The organism is Priestia sp. 3CA3 (genome assembly GCF_056836725.1).
On record NZ_JBXENJ010000002.1, the window covers coordinates 646,272 to 661,714 of the forward strand.

The following is a 15,443-nucleotide window of genomic DNA, read 5'->3' on the forward strand; positions in this document are numbered from 1 at the left end:
CTTAGTTTTTAACAAAATATCCCTATTTCCTTTCCAACTCTTTACTTACATGATGCATATGCTTCACGTTAAAAAGCGCATACTAGCTGTAGAAAAGGAGGCGGATAGGCAGTGGAAAAAGCTCGAATTAGCGGATGGCAGCTGTTTGTGTTAATTACGCTCTTTGAGATTGGCAGCGCCTTTTTGGTCGGCTTAGCAATGGACGCTAAGCAAGATGCTTGGATTGCTATTTTAGTTGGTATGATCAGCAGCTATGCACTTATTTTTATGTATTATCGCTTGCACCGCTATTATCCGGATTTAGCCCTGACGGAGTATATCGAAAAAATTATTGGAAAAGTGCCGGGACGCATACTTGCTTTTCTTTACATATTATATTTTGCGAATGGAGCCGCGCGGGTGCTGCGCGATTTTGGCGCGATGCTTCTTACGTTCGTCTATCCCGATACGCCGCTTTTTATAGTGAACGCTTTACTAATGCTCGGAATTATCTATACCGTTCGCCAAGGAATTGAAGTAATGGCACGTTCGGCGGAACTGCTGTTTTTCTTCATTTACGTACTCGCCGTTGCTGGCTTTATTCTTATCTTTGTTTCCGGCCTCATTGATTTTACAAGCCTGCGGCCGATTCTTGAAAAAGGCATCGCTCCGGTGCTTCGCGTTGCCTACAGCCAAACACTTTATTTTCCTTTTGGTGAAGTGATTGTATTTGCAATGATTTTCCCGTATACAAAAAATGTGAAAAAGACCGCTCTGATTGTATTCAGCGCAATCACATTAAACGGTATTAATCTTATGATCACAATGATTGTGAATATAGGTGTGCTGGGCGTTACCTTAACATCGAGGTCTGCTTTTCCGCTTTTAAGCACCGTTCAAAGCATTCAATTTGCAGGGTTTTTAGAGCGGCTTGATGTGTTTTTTATGGTGGCTTTAATCACTGGCGGCTTCTTTAAAATCGGTCTGTTTTTCTACGCCACTGTGCTGGGCCTTTCCCACGTGTTTGAGCTTAAAAACCCGTCACCGCTTGTATTTCCAATCGGCTTGGTCATTTTGTTTTATTCATTGTCTCTTGCTCAAAACTATTTCGAACATGTCTATGAAGGTTTAAAAATTATTCCGTTCACTTTACATCTTCCGTTTCAAATTGTCATTCCTGCTTTTTTACTCGTGATCGCCTTTTTAAGAAATCGAAAAAAAGTACAGTCCGTCACTGTGAAAAAGACCGCAGAAAATTCGTAGTATGTCCATTTCTCTATTGGATTTAACCTCCTAAAATTATACAATATAGTCAAGAAGCCAAAAGGAGAACCAATATGATTGGATTAATTCTTTCTATTTTAGTATTTAACGTTCTTGCTTTTAAAACAAACAAGCGCTTCACAGCAAATCAAATTGTACACATTTGGATGTTCACCATTGCTGCTCAGCACATCTTTGACGTCTTTATTAATTTCAAATTTCACGGCTACTGGTATTTTACACAAGAGACGGACTGGCAAGGTATTTTTGCTTATACTGTTCTCATTCCGCCTGTAAACATGCTTTTTCTTACCTACTATCCCCTTGCCGGGAAACTCACAAAAAAAGCCGCCTATATTTTATTTTGGTCGGTTGCTGTTTTACTTTATGAAGTAGTGGCTCTTCTCCCTGCTCCTTGGGGTTATTTTCACTACGGATGGTGGACGTGGTGGTATTCGCTCCTCTTAAATCCACTGTTGTTTTGGATGGTGGTGCAGTATTACCGGTGGGTGTGTAAGTTGGAGAGGAATTCTAGACCAATTTAAGTAATCAATGAAAGAACAGCTTTTCTGCAAAAGAAAAGCTGTTCTTTGATGAAATCTATTATTTTAAAGCACTATCCTTCTTCTCCCTCACGAACTCCACCACAGGCCCGACAATAATACAAATCCCTGCGATAATCAGCCAGCCAAACGCCAGATACGTCCAACCTTTAAAAAAGGAAAGCGTATATTGATAGCCCGTTAAAAACATCACGCCTGGAAACAAGAGGACAAATAAGAATGTAAGTCCCAGCGCCCAGCGCGTACATAGCTTTGCGTCTTTATTTAACTGTTGTTGTGGATCCATACGCCACTTCCTCTCTTAATGGTTCATCTCCATGTTCATCAAAGCTTTTGAATTTATCTTTTAGTTCATCAAAGTCAAATTCTTTTTTAGCAAGCAAGCCGTGTCCAATTGATATGACCCCACTGATGATAAAAACGGTAGAATTTCCAATAAGCATTGGATACAGTCCGCCAAGGGCATCCACATTAATGTAACCATTAATCACGTAAGCAGATGTGTTCCATGCGATAACGCCTCCGATCATTCCTAACAGCGCGCCGTAAAATGCACCTGTATTCGTCGCTTTTTTCCACATCAATCCAAGCGTAACGGGAATAACGGCTCCGCTGACGAAAATACCCATGGCCATATACACAAACCCAAGGCTAATTCCTAAGTAAAACAGTAAAATGGAAAACACGCCCATCGCCAGCCCAAAGCCAAGCGTCACTTTCCGCGACGTGCTTAAGATTTTTTTACTGCTTGCTTTTGGGTTGATAGAACGCAGGTAAATGTCCGTTACGATAATATTCGTGATCGCCGTTAATTCAGCCGCTCCTGTCGACATTACTGCCATAAACAGCATCGTTAAAAACAAAATAGAACCTAGATTTCCAAGCACGTGTGACGCCATAACGGGTGCAATGGAATCTGGTGAATCAACCGCAATTCCAAGACCAGCGGCACTTACGCCAAGGAAAGTGGCAACGGCAAAGGGAATCGAAAACCAGGCAATTCCGCCGTAAATATACGCTTTTGAAGCAGCGCTGTTTTTACTTGCGATGGCACGCTGCCAGTAAGCTTGATCCACAAAGACCGTACCGAAGTTCCCGATAATATTAATCATCCCAAAAAAAAGGCCCGGCACCGATGCCATCGTAAGCATGTGCTGTGACGAAGGCAGATTTTTCAGCCCTTCGTACACGCTTGTTACGCCGAACTTATAATAAACGGCAGCAGCAAAAATAAATAAAATAATGAAAATAAAAACGGTGTTAAAATAATCAGCAACAAATGAGGCTTTTAAACCGCCAATCATGGTGTAGATGGTAAACGTAAGAGGAATTAAAAAAGCGGCAACAAAAATATTCATCCCAGTAAGAGAGTTTAAAGCAATGGCTCCTCCTAAAATAACCATGGCGGTCACAATAATATTTGTCATAAGAGCAAATCCAAGCATTAAACGATGATTTTTCACGTCGAAACGCTGTGCAATAAATTCTAAAAACGTATGAGCGTTCGGTGCTTTTTTCTTCAGGTTAATCGCTACAATGGCAAACAGCAAAATTTGAATGCTTGCTCCCGCTGCGTACCAATACGGTCCGCTAATTCCGTACTGATAGCCTGTGGATGAAGACATCATTAACGTAGCGGCCCATGTCCACGCGGCGATAATGGATGCACTCGCCAGCCCAACGCCTACATTTCTTCCGGCTGTACTGAACTGCTCAGCCGTCATTTCCTTTCCTTGACGGCGCTGCATCATAATTGTAACGGCCGTAAATCCTCCTCCAAAAATCAGTAAAATCAAATATCCGACGCTTGATGAAAGCATCTTATCCCTCCTCTTTCTATAAATGTTAGATTTACTAACATAAATATGTAAATAAAAGTAACATTTGTTAATAAAATACCACGTCGTAAAATTATTAACAATACTGTATTTTCTGATTATTAAAGAGTATAATTAGATATTTTCTCCTTTCACACAAAAAAAGCCGGCACATTTGCACCGGCTTAAGCATAAATTTTCGTTTTCATCGTGTGCTATTTCCTCACATGAATGGTCTGATTAATAAAAAAACGACAGCCACTCGGGCTGTCGTTTTTTTATTATTGAGATACCATTACTTTTTGGCGAACGTGCTCTAAGTGATCACGAACCGCTTCTGCTGCTTCTTCTGGCTCTCCATTTTTAATCGCTTCAAAAATGCGTTCATGGTCAGCATCCGTTTGCTTGCGATTTTCTTTTTGGCTTTTATTTAACGAATAAGCAAGCGCTTTTCGATATAAATGCCCTAAATCTTCTACGGCATGAAGAAGGAATGAATTATGAGCTGCTTTCACGATATCATGGTGAAAACGATAGTCTGCTTCATGTCCAATTTCTTCACTGTTATGAACCGTCTTTTTAAATGCTTCTAACGATTCTTTAATTTCAATCAGTTCTTCATCTGTGCGGCGCAGCGCGGCTAGGCTTGCTGCCTGCGACTCAATGATAATACGCATTTCAATTAGTTCAAGAACCTGATCTGCTTCAACCATTTCAAACGTCATTGGATCAAGCATGCCCACTAAGTTTACACGCTTTACGTAGCTTCCTCCGCCTTGTCTTGATTCAATCAATCCACTGGCAGAAAGAACGCTTAGCGCTTCACGAATTGGTGCGCGGCTCACTCCAAACATTTTGGATAACTCATGTTCCGACGGCAAACGAGACTCTGGCGGGAACGTTTTCTCTTTAATCATCTTTTTTAATTGATCAAGCACTTGACTAGATACTTTTTTACGCTCAATAGGTACAAACATACTTCTATTCCTCCTCCAAGTAATTATCTCTCTCTTTTTTTTGTTTTCATCGGACCCAGATTAACTATGTGTATTCCGATTTATGTAAACGCTTCAATCTTTGTATTACAAGTATACATTATTTCAATTCAAATGTGTTGATAAAATTTTACTATTATTGTTATTATACCATGAAAACAAGTTATAAATGAATAACGATTCATGGTTTTTTGATATAATACCACTATCTTACATATAATCCGTATACAATCATAATCGCCGCGTCCGCTAACGCATGACTAATAATTGCCGCTTTGGCACCATATCGCTCCCTTATACACGCCCACATTATACCTGCTAAAAAAACGCCTGCAGCCGAGATCCAATTAAAAGGAAACGCAAAAACGGGCAGAATAATAAACAGGTGATAAAGCGTATAAAAGCTTGATGTAACAATACTTGAAGCAGGTAAGGACAGATGCTTCTTCACTTTATTCTCTATATAGACTCGCCAATACATTTCTTCTAAAACAGGATTAATAAAAATCAAAATGACGGCTAAAACGGTAACTTTCCATCCGCTAAATCCCCATATTTGCAAAACCGCTTGCATATCTTCTACATGAAAGATTTTACCAGAAAAAAGCAGGCTGCTTCCAATTATAGCAGCGGCACATAAAACTCCGCTGAGAGTTCCCACATACAGAGATTTCTTTGTAAGCGCTACCTTAAAGTTAATTTTATTATTCGCATATAAAATCATAAACATCCAGCCGTAAAAGCAAACAAATGTTACCAACACATTTTGGATAAGCCACAAACCGAACAAAACAAAGATTGTAGGCATGAACAGCAAAAACAAAAATTTTATCACGTTTATGGCGCACCTTCTTTAAAAGCCGCTTTTCTTTTACCAAGTAAACCTTTCGCATTCAAAAGGTTTACTATCTTTTATCTTATAAAAGTCCAGTGGTATTTTCAATTATTTTTTAATTCTTGCTCCAACTCGCGAAGACTTTCAGCAAGCTTTTTCTTTTCTTCTTCAAAGTGAGCATCGTCTTTAAAAGCAGGAGCTGAAGGCGCTGTCTCTTCATTTTCTCTTAGCCAATCCGGCGTCATTTCCTTGCGAACGACACGCTTTTTATTGACGTAGGAAATCGGCTTTTCAGCCTGTTGACTCGCTAGCGTACGCTGTGATGTTACATAATGCTTATGAAAAAGATGCTGTTTAATATAAGCAAACGTTCGAATGGTATCACCGCTGTATTTAGGCACGTAGTGATCGAATGCTTCCTGCAGTCCTGATAGCGCCGTTTCTAGTGGTATTTCGCTTTTTGCGACTTCGTACATATGCTTTAAATCACTGGCTGAAGGATACATCCCTCGGTTTCTTCTAGCAATAAAAGCGGCTTCCAACGTTTGGGCGTAAGCGTCATGCGCGTCTTCTTCTCTTTTTATTTGATTTGTATTTTCTGCTGTAGTCTCTGTTAATGACGCAGTCACTGTGACCGGCTCCGCTGCTTCAATTTGACTAGCCCTTTCTGTCAAATTGACATCTTCGAGCTCTTCAAATTCATCGCTTGGCATAAGCTTTTCTAATTGCTCATAATCAATTCGGTACCAAACCGTGTTGTTAAATTTAGAGCGGTTGTATTTTCCTTTTATAATCAACCCTTCTTTTTCAAGCTTTGAAATGATGCGTTGAATCGTTGAAAGCGACCAAAACGGAAACTGCTGCAGCCACTGCTGATTGGTATTGTATACCCACGTATATCCGTCCTGCACGTTTACGCTTTTTTCAAGCCAGTAGTGAAGCTGCTGAAGAAACAGCGCTCCGTTCACTCCTACTTTGACTGCAAGCGCCGGCAGTACAAGTAACGGCTGATCTTTTAATAATAATTTACTCATTACGTCATCTCCTTTGTTATGTAAAATAGCTACTATATATATACAAAGAAAACGGAAAAACGGGGATACCACCTTTAAATTTATGTTAAAATATAGAAAAAAACGAGGTGAGCAGATGATACGTCAAGGGAGAATTGGTGATGAAGCGGGCATTGCCCACGTACACGTAGAAAGCTGGAAATCGACTTATAAAGGACTTGTTCCGGATTCTTTTTTACATTCGTTGAACGCTGAAAAGCGAAAAGCCGTCTGGAAAAAGCAGCTGGAATCAAATTCTGTTTTCGTTGCAGAAGAAAACGGTCAAATCGTAGGCTTTGCTTCTTATGGTAAAGAAAGAACCAACAAGCATCCTTCCTATACCGGAGAACTGTATGCCATGTATTTACTCACAGAGCATCAGCGAAAAGGAATTGGCAAAGCGCTTATGCATAAAATAGCGCAAGAGCTTGTAGACCGTGATATACATACGATGCTCACATGGGCTTTTGAACAAAACGGCGCCTGTCAATTTTATGAAGCGCTTGGCGGAAAAAGAATCGATCGCGCTGACGTTATCATTGATGGTACATCTCTATCTGAAGTGGCTTTTGGGTGGGACACACTTGAAAATTTGTAGGACAACTCTCTGGACAGATTTTTTTCTTCACGGTAAACTGTTTAGTTGGTATAAAAAGAAAGGATGACTTACCGTGACGAATTCTACTTATCGAAACATTATTTTGCTCGTTCTTTGCGTAACAGCAGGTATTGTGGATGTGATTGGCTACTTAAGCCTTGGCCATATCTTTACTGCAAATATGACGGGAAACATCGTGCTGCTTGGGTTAGCAATCGGAAACTCGCTTGGAACAACTGTTTTTCATTCCCTCACAGCTTTAGGAGGTTTTATTGTAGGAGTTGTAGGAGCTGCAATCCTAGTTGGAAACAAAGAAAAAACGTTTTGGCCTAAAGCTGTAACGATTGCCCTTGGAATAGAAGGATTGATTTTACTTGTTTTTGCACTTTTATCTTCGTTTTCTCCTTCTTTACACGTAACTTACTTATTTATTTTCTTATTAAGCTCAGCAATGGGTCTTCAAACAACGGCTGCTCGAAAGCTTGGCGTAGCCGGAATTTCTACAACTGTATTAACAGGGACGCTTGCTAACTTCTTTGAAGACGTAACGGCACGTTTTCGCAGCTCTCGCTACCGCAAAACGTTTAACACCGATGCGATTCTTCGCGCGCTGTCTCTTGTGCTTTACTGCTTTGGCGCTGTTATCGCCGCACTTGCAGAGCCAGCTTATAAATTTGAAATTATTTGGCTGCCAATTGTGATTCTATTAGCCATTATCATTTTTGTCAGCACAAAGTTTCGCTCTGATTCAGAAAAATAATAATAAAAGACCCGTTTCGATAAAAAAACGGGTCTTTTATTTTCCGGATAGTGCCCCTAACACACCAAAAATAATGGCGACCACAGGTCCTACAATAAATAGTCCAATTAAAATTGATCGTATAGCTTCCCATAGAAACCATAAAGGGCCTTGCCTGGACTCTGCTTCTTTCACTCTTTTCTCTAGGTGTTCGACTCTTTGCTGAAGCTTCGCTAATTCCTGCGTAACATCTATTTGTTCGCTCATCGCTCAAGCTCCTTTTTACTCTACATTACCATATACTTCCTTACTAACACTACTATTTATTTGTGATCACTTCAATGCCGATTTCGCGATAAGCATTTAACACGGTTTCGTTCACATGTTCTTCTGTAATGAGCCAATCTAGTGAGTTGGCTGAGCTGAACGTGTACGTTGAAGACGTATTGAGTTTTTTAGCTGTTACAATAGCCGCTACTTCACTCGCGCTTTTAATCATTTGACTTTTAATGTGCATTTCTTCAAGCAAAGGAATGCTCATGCCAATTTTCGGATCGATCGCGTACACGCCTAAAAAACAAAGATCCGCTCGAATTTGTTTAAGCGTATCAACCACGCTTTGTCCTACCGTGACCATCGATTCTTTTCGAAACGTTCCTCCAAGAGAAACAACTTCTACAAAGTCATGTTCCGCTAATGCAACGGTAATTAACGGACTGTTTGTAATAACCGTAACGTTTAAATTCTTTGGAAAAGCTTTGACGAGCTGAATATTTGTTGTACTTCCGTCCATCAAGAGCACGTGCCCGTCTTTAATTAACGGAAGCGCCGCAACGGCAAGTGAATGCTTAACATCCATCAATTCACGTTTACGCTCTTTGTAATCAACCGCAGACGTGGAACGCGGAAGTGCTCCTCCGTGCACACGCTGCAGCAAACCGAGCGCGTCCATTTCCCGCAGGTCTCTGCGGATTGTATCTTCTGAAACGTTCAGCGTTTGACTAAGCGTCGTAGCTACAATGCGCCCTTCTTTTTCAAGCAAATTCATAATTTGTTTGCGTCTTTCTTGTTTTAGCATTGCTTGTTCACCTGTTTTCTTTCTGCTTTTTACTTTATTATACTTGTTTCTTTTGTAAAAACAATGTAAAAACGCTTGATTATCAGTGTTTTTTCGTTTATTGTAGGATAAACAAGATAAAACACGCAAAAACAAGTAATAATAGTCAAAGGGAGAGATAGTTTATGAAGATGATTTTTACAGACTTAGATGGAACTCTTTTAAATAGCAGCAGTGAAATTAGCACAATTAATGCAGAAGCAATTAAAAAAGCGCAAACACATGGAGTTGAAGTCGTGGTTGCTACAGGGCGCGCTTATTTCGACGTGCAGGAAATTTTAAAAAAAGCTGAGCTTTCAAATCTTTGGGTGATTGCCGCAAACGGAGCGACTATTCATGACCCGAACGGAAAGCTTAGACATTCTGTTCCAATTGATGCCCATCACGTAAAAGAAGCGCTTCAGTGGCTGGATGCAAACGAATTTTATTATGAAGTGTTTGCAGAGCATGCGATTTATACACCAAACTCGGGCCGAGAGCTGCTGGCCATTGAAATTGACCGGGTAAAAAGCGCCAATAAAAACGTGGACGTAGAAAGACTTCATCACGCTGCGGCTAAGCAGTACAGCCAAACGGGATTTGCCTTTGTTGCATCGTATGAAGACATTTTAAATACAAACGCTGAGCTTTATAACGTATTAGCTTTTTCATTTGATGATAAAAAACGAAAAAAAGGCTGGGATCACTTTAGCAAGCAGCATGACATGACCCTTGTCTCTTCCGCTGATCACAACTTTGAACTCGAACACAAAGACGCCTCAAAAGGAAATGCATTAACCTACGTTGTCAAAGAGCTTGGCGCTTCTCTTCAGGATACCATTGCCATTGGAGACAGCTTTAATGACGTATCGATGCTTCAAACGGCTGGAAAAGGAATTGCTATGGCAAATGCGCACGCGGAAATTAAAGCACTAGCAGATGACGTTACATTAACAAACGATGAAAACGGAGTAGCTTCCGTTATTGAAAACGTGTTAGAAACACAGCTAAAAGCACATTAAAAAAACGCTTGGCAAATGCCAAGCGTTTTTAACTGATCATGCGGTAAATACCAACAAACCAGCTAAACAGCGCAACTAACAGCAACAGCCACGCGCTGGTTTTTTTTCTTTTTTGCCACTCAATTGCTCCTAAAACTAGCATCGTTAAGCCTAGAAGTATATTTAAAAACGAAAGGAACTGGTAATTGTGAGTGAGCATCATATAAAGAGCCAGTCCAACGGTAATAATTGAAAAAATAAGCTGTAATGCTTTTAACAAAAAATCTCTCCTTACTTGTAGTTCACTTCTTCATTCACGCACGTCACTAAAGGCTTTTTCTCAAGGCCTAAAAGCAGGTTCTGGACGGCTAGATCTGCCATGCGATTGCGCGTTTCGTACGTAGCGCTTCCAATATGCGGCGTTACTAGCACATTTGAAAGCTGCAGCAGCTTGTGATCTGCCGGAAGCGGCTCTGGATCTGTTACGTCCAGTGCGGCATACGCAATTTCTTCATGTTTCAGCGCTTCGTACAGTGCTTCCGTATCCACTAATCCCCCGCGCGCTGCGTTCACAAAATACGCGCTGCTTTTCATTGCTTTAAATTCCGCTTCTCCAAACATGCCTTTGCTTTTATCTGAAAGCGGTACTAAGCATACGATACAGTCAGCTGTGTGAAGCAGTTCTTCAAACGAAAGATATACGGCATCAAGCTCTTTTTCTGCTTCATGCTTGCGGCTTCGGTTGTGGTAAACGATGTTCATCCCCGATGCCTTTGCTCGTCTGGCAACGGCGCTTCCGATATCGCCCATTCCAACAATACCAAGCGTTTTTCCAAATAAATCAACGCCAAATACCGTTTCCCAGTTTCCTTGTTTCACTTTTTCATAGCCTTCGTGAATGCGGCGAGCTGCTGACAATAAGAGACCAAACGTTAAATCAGCCGTCGCTTCTACTAACACGCCCGGCGTATTGCTAAACGGCACGCCTTTTTTGGTACACGCTTCGACATCTACACTGTCATACCCGACGCCTGATTGAGAAATAACGCGCAGATTCGGTGCTGCTTCTAATAGCTCTTCGTCCACTGTAATGTGGCCGATATTAAAAAAGCCGTCAGCATTACGAAGCCAGTCGCGCAGCGTTTCTTGTGGAATCTTCCCTTCTCCTTCCCACATTTGAATATCGCAGTGTTCCGCTAGCTTTTCGTAAGCGTTTGGCCACGTCTTTCCAGACATAACAACTTTGTATTTCCACATGTTGATCTCTCCTTTTCCTTGTTCACTCATATGTATGAATAGTAACTAGCTATCCTATCATAAGACTACTATAAAGATGAAACTTTTTCCATTCAGGAACCGTATTTATAGTAAGGGGGAATACGAATGTTTGAAGATGAAATGATATTTGAAGATGATCCGTCCGGAGATGACATTGTTTTTGAAGGTGATGCTGACCTAAGCGGAGGCGCTTTTTTTCCAGACGATGCGTTACTTAACGGAATGCCTACGTTTGTTATGCTATTTTTTGTTATTGTTATTGGTATTTTCTTATTTTCTATTTTTAAAGGAATCAGCACGTGGAGCAAAAATGAGCAGTCTCCCCGTCTATCCGTAAAAGCAAAAATTACGGGCAAACGGACAAACGTCCAGCACCATAACAGCCATGCTCACGAACATCACCACTCTCATACGTCTACAACTTACTACGTAACCTTTCAATTTGAAAGCACCGACCGCTCTGAATTTGCTGTTTCAGGCAGCCAGTACGGCAAGCTTGCAGAAGGAGACGAAGGAATACTGACGTTTCAAGGAACTCGTTTTTTGGATTTTCAAAGGAATTTCAGTGAAGAACATACAGATGCTTAGCTTATGACCTCGTGCTTTTAGAGGTCTTTCTTACTGTAAGAGAGCATTCATATAGCCAATGACCTAATTGTGCCCTTTTTGCACTGTAGAAGAACGTTAACCAACGTAAAAACATACCGTGTAACACATTCATTTAAGCAGGCAGGTGATTTTATGTATTCTCCTTATTCAGGAAGCGGCATCTACTACGGACATTACGGAGAAGCCCCTCATTCGCACCCTATTCAAACAATACTGACGCAATACTGGCACGAAACCCACTATCCAGGCCCACACAAAAAATATGTTCACGTGTATTATCTCAACCCATCTTATCTTCATTATTATCCAGCCTATCGAATATTTTTGTAAAAAATTGGTGATTTCCGGACTTTTATATTGTAAAATTAATCCATATACTTTTTTTATTGAGAAAGGAGGTTAACAAACAGTGCGTAATTCGACAACAAAAAATAGTGTAGCGATCACCACTTTGCTTTCCGGCCTATTTTTCTGCTCTATCATAGTTCTTGCTTCGCTTTCTCCTCTAGCAGATTCTGGTCCCAATGTTAACACGTTCGGTTCAGTTGGGATGTGGTTATCTCTTGGCATGATTCTATTTTTATATCTATTGCCTTTAGCATTTTATCTGCTAGGAATGCATTTCTTAAAATTTGTGATGGCTGCTTTTTGCAGCATTGGACTTTTAATCGCTGCTAGCACTCTATTACTAATGCCGGCTCTGTTTTTATTTGGACTGGAAGATTTCTCAGGAAACTTAGCTTCCATCATAGGTGTAATGATTTCTTGCTTAGGCTTACTGATTACGAATATTGTGTGGTTTGTTGCTGCGTTTAAAAGACCGTCAGCCACTATGCAGGAAAGCGTTTAAAATGGTGAAGAGATGGCATACTAATTTTTCAGTTAAAGACGAATAAAATGGAGAGATGAGCTGAACCGCTTGTTACACCGCTGTTGATTTCCTTGCAAGACTTCGCTTTCCGCGGGCGGCCGGTGAGCCTCCTCGTCGCGTACGCTCCTGCGGGGTCTCACCTGTTCCGCTTTTCCCGCAGGAGTCTTCGCCTTGCCCTCCAATCACCAGCTAGAAGCAGCCACATACATGAAACTATCAATAAAAAATCCGAACGAATTTCATTCTCTATTAAGGTTCTCCATTCATCGTTCGGATCTTCCTTTAACTAAAATATGTTTGTCCCAGCCTCTTTTTATAGCTCGGTAGGCAAGTAGTGCAAATACATATCCAAGCAGTCTTCGTGCTGAGACAACACGTCCATTGTTTCTTTACGAGGTTTTGTATAAATAGTCGCATAGTCTACTTCACCCTGTGTAGGATTTACTGAAAAAGCCAGTTTTTCTTTTTTTAGCGAAAAGTCGGCTTGCACTCCTTCTTTATTTCCTCTCGCGTCTAATCGAATCCATTTCTCTTCACTTTTGATGTAGACAGCATTTAACGCATGAATACAGTAGCCTGTGTCTATCGTATCCCCAAGGATTAATCTTTGATAACAAAAGCCTGTCGGAATCCCTTCTGCACGCAGCAAAGCGGCTAGTAGATTAGATTTGCTGTAACAAATTCCTTCCTTTTCTTTTAAAGCCTCTGAAGCCGTTTTCGTGATGATTCTGCTTTGAATATCCCATGAATGAGAAACTTCATCTCTCACAAACTCGTACGCTTTTTTTATGTACGCTATTGGAGAATAAGGCGAGCCGCTTTTGAGTTCACGTACCTTTTGTTGAATTAAAGGATGTGTAAAATTCACTTCAGAAAGTTCTTGTATATAGTCTTCTTTTTGTAACGATTCACAAATTAACTTCATTTACTTTTTTCCTCCTCTTATCTTCACTGTATGTTTTTTTATTCATAATATTGAATTTTATTACATATTTTTATATAATGAAAGACCACTTAAACGGAAAACGATAGTAGATACGAGATTGAAAGAGGTTTTGTTTTTGGTGACGTTATTTTTAACAAATGTGCTGCTCGGTCTTTCGATTGCCCTTCCCGTTGGTACGGTAACGATTGAAATGACGAAGCAGGGTTTAAAAAATGGTTTTCTTCACGGCTGGGTTGTGGGACTTGGAGGCATGACGGTTGATTTGTTGCTAATTGTGCTTCTTTACTCTGGACTGGCTTCTTTTTTGTCTGCTCCTTTTATCCAGCTTGTTATGTGGCTTGTAGGGGCACTTTTTTTACTTTATATTGGCTATGACAGCATTAGACACGCGGATCATGATATAACGGCTCCTGGAGAACACGTAAAAAAGTCGTTTGCCTCTTCTTATGTGAACGGAATCTTTGTTGCGATTTCTCCGAGCAATCTCATTTTTTGGCTGAGCGTATTTGGAACGGTGCTGACAAATTCGCTTCAAGCCTCTCACTCTTTTCATTTCCTAGTGATTGCTTCCGGAATATTAACGGGAATTTTAATTCATGATCTGGGCTTAATGACAATTGTCTCTGGAACTAGAAAAGTGCTGAATCAGCTTTATATCAAATGGGTTTCTATTGCAGCTGGATGTATCTTAATTGGCTTTTCATGCTATTTTCTCTACCGATTTATCGGGAATCTGCGCATGTACTTTTAATGTTTCTACATATTTTATGATTTACTATATCCCCTCTTTATCTAGTATAGAGAGGGAATTTTTATAATCTATCAGGGACTACCAGACAAAAAGTTCACATTTTCGTCACATTTCTATTGATTTTTTTCTCTTTTTATACGAAAATATAAAAAAGGGAGGAAATATCATGAAAATCAAAAAAGCACTTCGCATCTTTATTGGATCAAACGTCCTTGTATTATTAACATTTGGCCTTCTTCCAGCACTGTTAGTTAACCCCGATATTGACCTAATTCAATCATTTATTAATTATATAGGCAAGGATTAATTCCACTTAAAATAGTCAAAATTTTCAATCTATTATTTTTATAAAAAAAGACAGCGCAGGCTGTCTTTTTTAGTAGGTTTTTTATTTAGTTGAAAACAGCTTTTTAACATCTACTTTTTGATCTTTAACAATCGTATACGTCGCCTGTTTTTTATCTTCAAAGTTAAACGCTTTTATGTAATCGTCATCGTAAATCGTTAATCCGTACGCATCTTTTCCGTTTTCAACGATTTTTACCCAGTAAGACTGGTCAAACTTTGGATCGAGTTCCTTGCTTTTTTTCACTTCTACTTTTGCTAAAGAATGTACGATTTGCTTTATCTCTTTTTTGTCATCTACTACACGTTTTCCTTCGTCCGTATCTATTTCAATACGCGTAACGTTTGCTTCCTCTACTTTTATGACGTCTTTTAACTGATAGGCTTTCCCGGTATATGTAAAATAAAATACGATGATAAATAAAAGTGCAGCTATAATAATCGTTCTTTTTTTCAAAAGGAACCTCCTTTTCTACATCACGCTGCATTCAGGTGATACACCTTTTTATTCCTCCTGTTCCGCATCCTTTTAGTAGAATGCTGCTTCCTACAAGTAAACTGTAGATTAATCCCGGAACAGGAAGTATTAACGTTATCATCAACAGTAACATGCCCATGCTTGTAAGAGCTACTCCTGCAGCTCGATTTTTCATTCATTTCACCGCCGTTGCTCTGTAAATCTCTTTTATGTGAAGTGATCAAAGT

At 40.1% G+C, this 15,443-nt stretch carries 22 protein-coding genes; 9 read left to right on the forward strand and 13 right to left on the reverse strand.

What is annotated here, in order from left to right; genetic code table 11:
- The first annotated feature begins 111 nt into the window (after positions 1-111).
- Together AC1VNJ_RS08490 and AC1VNJ_RS08495 are read left to right on the forward strand one after the other, a co-directional pair.
- Positions 112-1,242 (forward strand): GerAB/ArcD/ProY family transporter, encoded by a 1,131-nt coding sequence (locus AC1VNJ_RS08490; RefSeq protein WP_028414702.1) that lies wholly within the window; start codon positions 112-114, stop codon positions 1,240-1,242.
- 74 nt (positions 1,243-1,316) lie between these two features.
- A complete protein-coding gene (locus AC1VNJ_RS08495) occupies positions 1,317-1,787 on the forward strand; it encodes a hypothetical protein (RefSeq protein ID WP_165636364.1) in 471 nt (156 codons plus the stop codon).
- Between the two features lie 58 nt (positions 1,788-1,845).
- On the opposite strand, the gene AC1VNJ_RS08500 is transcribed toward AC1VNJ_RS08495, so the two are convergent.
- The 5 genes from AC1VNJ_RS08500 to AC1VNJ_RS08520 form a co-directional block, all read right to left on the reverse strand.
- Positions 1,846-2,091: a hypothetical protein gene (locus AC1VNJ_RS08500; RefSeq protein ID WP_050690391.1), complete on the reverse strand. Its 246-nt coding sequence runs from the start codon at positions 2,089-2,091 to the stop codon at positions 1,846-1,848.
- Entirely contained in the window at positions 2,066-3,625 is a 1,560-nt protein-coding gene (locus AC1VNJ_RS08505; protein ID WP_482640623.1) for a sodium:solute symporter family protein, read from the reverse strand. Before AC1VNJ_RS08505 ends, AC1VNJ_RS08500 begins: the two co-directional genes overlap by 26 nt.
- 278 nt (positions 3,626-3,903) lie before the next feature.
- Entirely contained in the window at positions 3,904-4,599 is a 696-nt protein-coding gene (locus tag AC1VNJ_RS08510) for a FadR/GntR family transcriptional regulator (protein ID WP_013058211.1), read from the reverse strand.
- Between the two features lie 223 nt (positions 4,600-4,822).
- Entirely contained in the window at positions 4,823-5,452 is a 630-nt protein-coding gene (locus AC1VNJ_RS08515) for a CPBP family intramembrane glutamic endopeptidase (protein WP_482640624.1), read from the reverse strand.
- A gap of 104 nt (positions 5,453-5,556) precedes the next feature.
- Positions 5,557-6,486, reverse strand: coding sequence for a hypothetical protein (locus tag AC1VNJ_RS08520; protein WP_482640625.1), 930 nt, complete (start codon positions 6,484-6,486; stop codon positions 5,557-5,559).
- Between the two features lie 115 nt (positions 6,487-6,601).
- Between AC1VNJ_RS08520 and AC1VNJ_RS08525 the strand changes: the two genes are divergently transcribed.
- On the forward strand, positions 6,602-7,102 hold the full coding sequence (locus AC1VNJ_RS08525; protein ID WP_028414706.1) for a GNAT family N-acetyltransferase: 501 nt from the start codon (positions 6,602-6,604) through the stop codon (positions 7,100-7,102).
- A gap of 73 nt (positions 7,103-7,175) precedes the next feature.
- Entirely contained in the window at positions 7,176-7,862 is a 687-nt protein-coding gene (locus tag AC1VNJ_RS08530) for a YoaK family protein (protein WP_482640626.1), read from the forward strand.
- A gap of 36 nt (positions 7,863-7,898) precedes the next feature.
- Here the strand turns inward: AC1VNJ_RS08530 and AC1VNJ_RS08535 are convergent, their stop codons facing one another.
- Both AC1VNJ_RS08535 and AC1VNJ_RS08540 read right to left on the reverse strand, forming a co-directional pair.
- Positions 7,899-8,108: a hypothetical protein gene (locus tag AC1VNJ_RS08535; protein ID WP_098627646.1), complete on the reverse strand. Its 210-nt coding sequence runs from the start codon at positions 8,106-8,108 to the stop codon at positions 7,899-7,901.
- A 52-nt stretch (positions 8,109-8,160) separates the two neighbouring features.
- A complete protein-coding gene (locus AC1VNJ_RS08540) occupies positions 8,161-8,919 on the reverse strand; it encodes a DeoR/GlpR family DNA-binding transcription regulator (RefSeq protein ID WP_482640627.1) in 759 nt (252 codons plus the stop codon).
- Positions 8,920-9,083: 164 nt separating this feature from the next.
- Here AC1VNJ_RS08540 and AC1VNJ_RS08545 point away from each other — a divergent pair, with 164 nt between their 5' ends.
- A complete protein-coding gene (locus AC1VNJ_RS08545; RefSeq protein WP_482640628.1) occupies positions 9,084-9,959 on the forward strand; it encodes a Cof-type HAD-IIB family hydrolase in 876 nt (291 codons plus the stop codon).
- Positions 9,960-9,987: 28 nt separating this feature from the next.
- On the opposite strand, the gene AC1VNJ_RS08550 is transcribed toward AC1VNJ_RS08545, so the two are convergent.
- On the reverse strand, positions 9,988-10,218 hold the full coding sequence (locus tag AC1VNJ_RS08550) for a YczI family protein (RefSeq protein ID WP_482640629.1): 231 nt from the start codon (positions 10,216-10,218) through the stop codon (positions 9,988-9,990).
- An 11-nt stretch (positions 10,219-10,229) separates the two neighbouring features.
- Positions 10,230-11,195, reverse strand: a complete 966-nt coding sequence (locus AC1VNJ_RS08555) for a 2-hydroxyacid dehydrogenase (protein ID WP_482640630.1) — start codon at positions 11,193-11,195, stop codon at positions 10,230-10,232.
- A 126-nt stretch (positions 11,196-11,321) separates the two neighbouring features.
- Between AC1VNJ_RS08555 and AC1VNJ_RS08560 the strand changes: the two genes are divergently transcribed.
- Positions 11,322-11,804, forward strand: a complete 483-nt coding sequence (locus tag AC1VNJ_RS08560; RefSeq protein ID WP_482640631.1) for a DUF2500 domain-containing protein — start codon at positions 11,322-11,324, stop codon at positions 11,802-11,804.
- A gap of 430 nt (positions 11,805-12,234) precedes the next feature.
- Positions 12,235-12,675: a DUF5391 family protein gene (locus tag AC1VNJ_RS08565; RefSeq protein WP_482640632.1), complete on the forward strand. Its 441-nt coding sequence runs from the start codon at positions 12,235-12,237 to the stop codon at positions 12,673-12,675.
- 72 nt (positions 12,676-12,747) lie between these two features.
- Here the strand turns inward: AC1VNJ_RS08565 and AC1VNJ_RS08570 are convergent, their stop codons facing one another.
- Complete coding sequence (locus AC1VNJ_RS08570; protein ID WP_260506420.1) at positions 12,748-12,882, reverse strand: hypothetical protein; 135 nt, start codon at positions 12,880-12,882, stop codon at positions 12,748-12,750.
- Positions 12,883-13,009: 127 nt separating this feature from the next.
- On the reverse strand, positions 13,010-13,621 hold the full coding sequence (locus tag AC1VNJ_RS08575; RefSeq protein ID WP_482640633.1) for a transglutaminase-like domain-containing protein: 612 nt from the start codon (positions 13,619-13,621) through the stop codon (positions 13,010-13,012).
- Positions 13,622-13,760: 139 nt separating this feature from the next.
- Here AC1VNJ_RS08575 and AC1VNJ_RS08580 point away from each other — a divergent pair, with 139 nt between their 5' ends.
- Together AC1VNJ_RS08580 and AC1VNJ_RS08585 are read left to right on the forward strand one after the other, a co-directional pair.
- Positions 13,761-14,393 (forward strand): LysE family translocator, encoded by a 633-nt coding sequence (locus tag AC1VNJ_RS08580; protein WP_482640700.1) that lies wholly within the window; start codon positions 13,761-13,763, stop codon positions 14,391-14,393.
- A 166-nt stretch (positions 14,394-14,559) separates the two neighbouring features.
- Positions 14,560-14,700: a hypothetical protein gene (locus AC1VNJ_RS08585; RefSeq protein WP_013058226.1), complete on the forward strand. Its 141-nt coding sequence runs from the start codon at positions 14,560-14,562 to the stop codon at positions 14,698-14,700.
- An 81-nt stretch (positions 14,701-14,781) separates the two neighbouring features.
- Here the strand turns inward: AC1VNJ_RS08585 and AC1VNJ_RS08590 are convergent, their stop codons facing one another.
- Positions 14,782-15,195 carry a DUF5301 domain-containing protein gene (locus AC1VNJ_RS08590; RefSeq protein ID WP_049165794.1) on the reverse strand — a complete coding sequence of 138 codons (414 nt, stop codon included), beginning with the start codon at positions 15,193-15,195 and terminating at the stop codon, positions 14,782-14,784.
- A 31-nt stretch (positions 15,196-15,226) separates the two neighbouring features.
- Positions 15,227-15,391: a hypothetical protein gene (locus AC1VNJ_RS08595; RefSeq protein ID WP_186807949.1), complete on the reverse strand. Its 165-nt coding sequence runs from the start codon at positions 15,389-15,391 to the stop codon at positions 15,227-15,229.
- Between the last annotated feature and the right edge of the window lie 52 nt (positions 15,392-15,443).

What these genes read in the sequence shown, in the direction of transcription:
- AC1VNJ_RS08585 (WP_013058226.1), top strand. Translation starts at nt 14,560, where the DNA reads ATGAAAATCAAAAAAGCACTTCGCATCTTTATTGGATCAAACGTCCTT.
- AC1VNJ_RS08510 (WP_013058211.1), bottom strand. Translation starts at nt 4,599, where the DNA reads ATGTTTGTACCTATTGAGCGTAAAAAAGTATCTAGTCAAGTGCTTGAT.
- AC1VNJ_RS08555 (WP_482640630.1), bottom strand. Translation starts at nt 11,195, where the DNA reads ATGTGGAAATACAAAGTTGTTATGTCTGGAAAGACGTGGCCAAACGCT.
- AC1VNJ_RS08520 (WP_482640625.1), bottom strand. Translation starts at nt 6,486, where the DNA reads ATGAGTAAATTATTATTAAAAGATCAGCCGTTACTTGTACTGCCGGCG.
- AC1VNJ_RS08540 (WP_482640627.1), bottom strand. Translation starts at nt 8,919, where the DNA reads ATGCTAAAACAAGAAAGACGCAAACAAATTATGAATTTGCTTGAAAAA.
- AC1VNJ_RS08575 (WP_482640633.1), bottom strand. Translation starts at nt 13,621, where the DNA reads ATGAAGTTAATTTGTGAATCGTTACAAAAAGAAGACTATATACAAGAA.
- AC1VNJ_RS08525 (WP_028414706.1), top strand. Translation starts at nt 6,602, where the DNA reads ATGATACGTCAAGGGAGAATTGGTGATGAAGCGGGCATTGCCCACGTA.
- AC1VNJ_RS08545 (WP_482640628.1), top strand. Translation starts at nt 9,084, where the DNA reads ATGAAGATGATTTTTACAGACTTAGATGGAACTCTTTTAAATAGCAGC.
- AC1VNJ_RS08495 (WP_165636364.1), top strand. Translation starts at nt 1,317, where the DNA reads ATGATTGGATTAATTCTTTCTATTTTAGTATTTAACGTTCTTGCTTTT.
- AC1VNJ_RS08505 (WP_482640623.1), bottom strand. Translation starts at nt 3,625, where the DNA reads ATGCTTTCATCAAGCGTCGGATATTTGATTTTACTGATTTTTGGAGGA.
- AC1VNJ_RS08595 (WP_186807949.1), bottom strand. Translation starts at nt 15,391, where the DNA reads ATGAAAAATCGAGCTGCAGGAGTAGCTCTTACAAGCATGGGCATGTTA.
- AC1VNJ_RS08535 (WP_098627646.1), bottom strand. Translation starts at nt 8,108, where the DNA reads ATGAGCGAACAAATAGATGTTACGCAGGAATTAGCGAAGCTTCAGCAA.
- AC1VNJ_RS08500 (WP_050690391.1), bottom strand. Translation starts at nt 2,091, where the DNA reads ATGGATCCACAACAACAGTTAAATAAAGACGCAAAGCTATGTACGCGC.
- AC1VNJ_RS08560 (WP_482640631.1), top strand. Translation starts at nt 11,322, where the DNA reads ATGTTTGAAGATGAAATGATATTTGAAGATGATCCGTCCGGAGATGAC.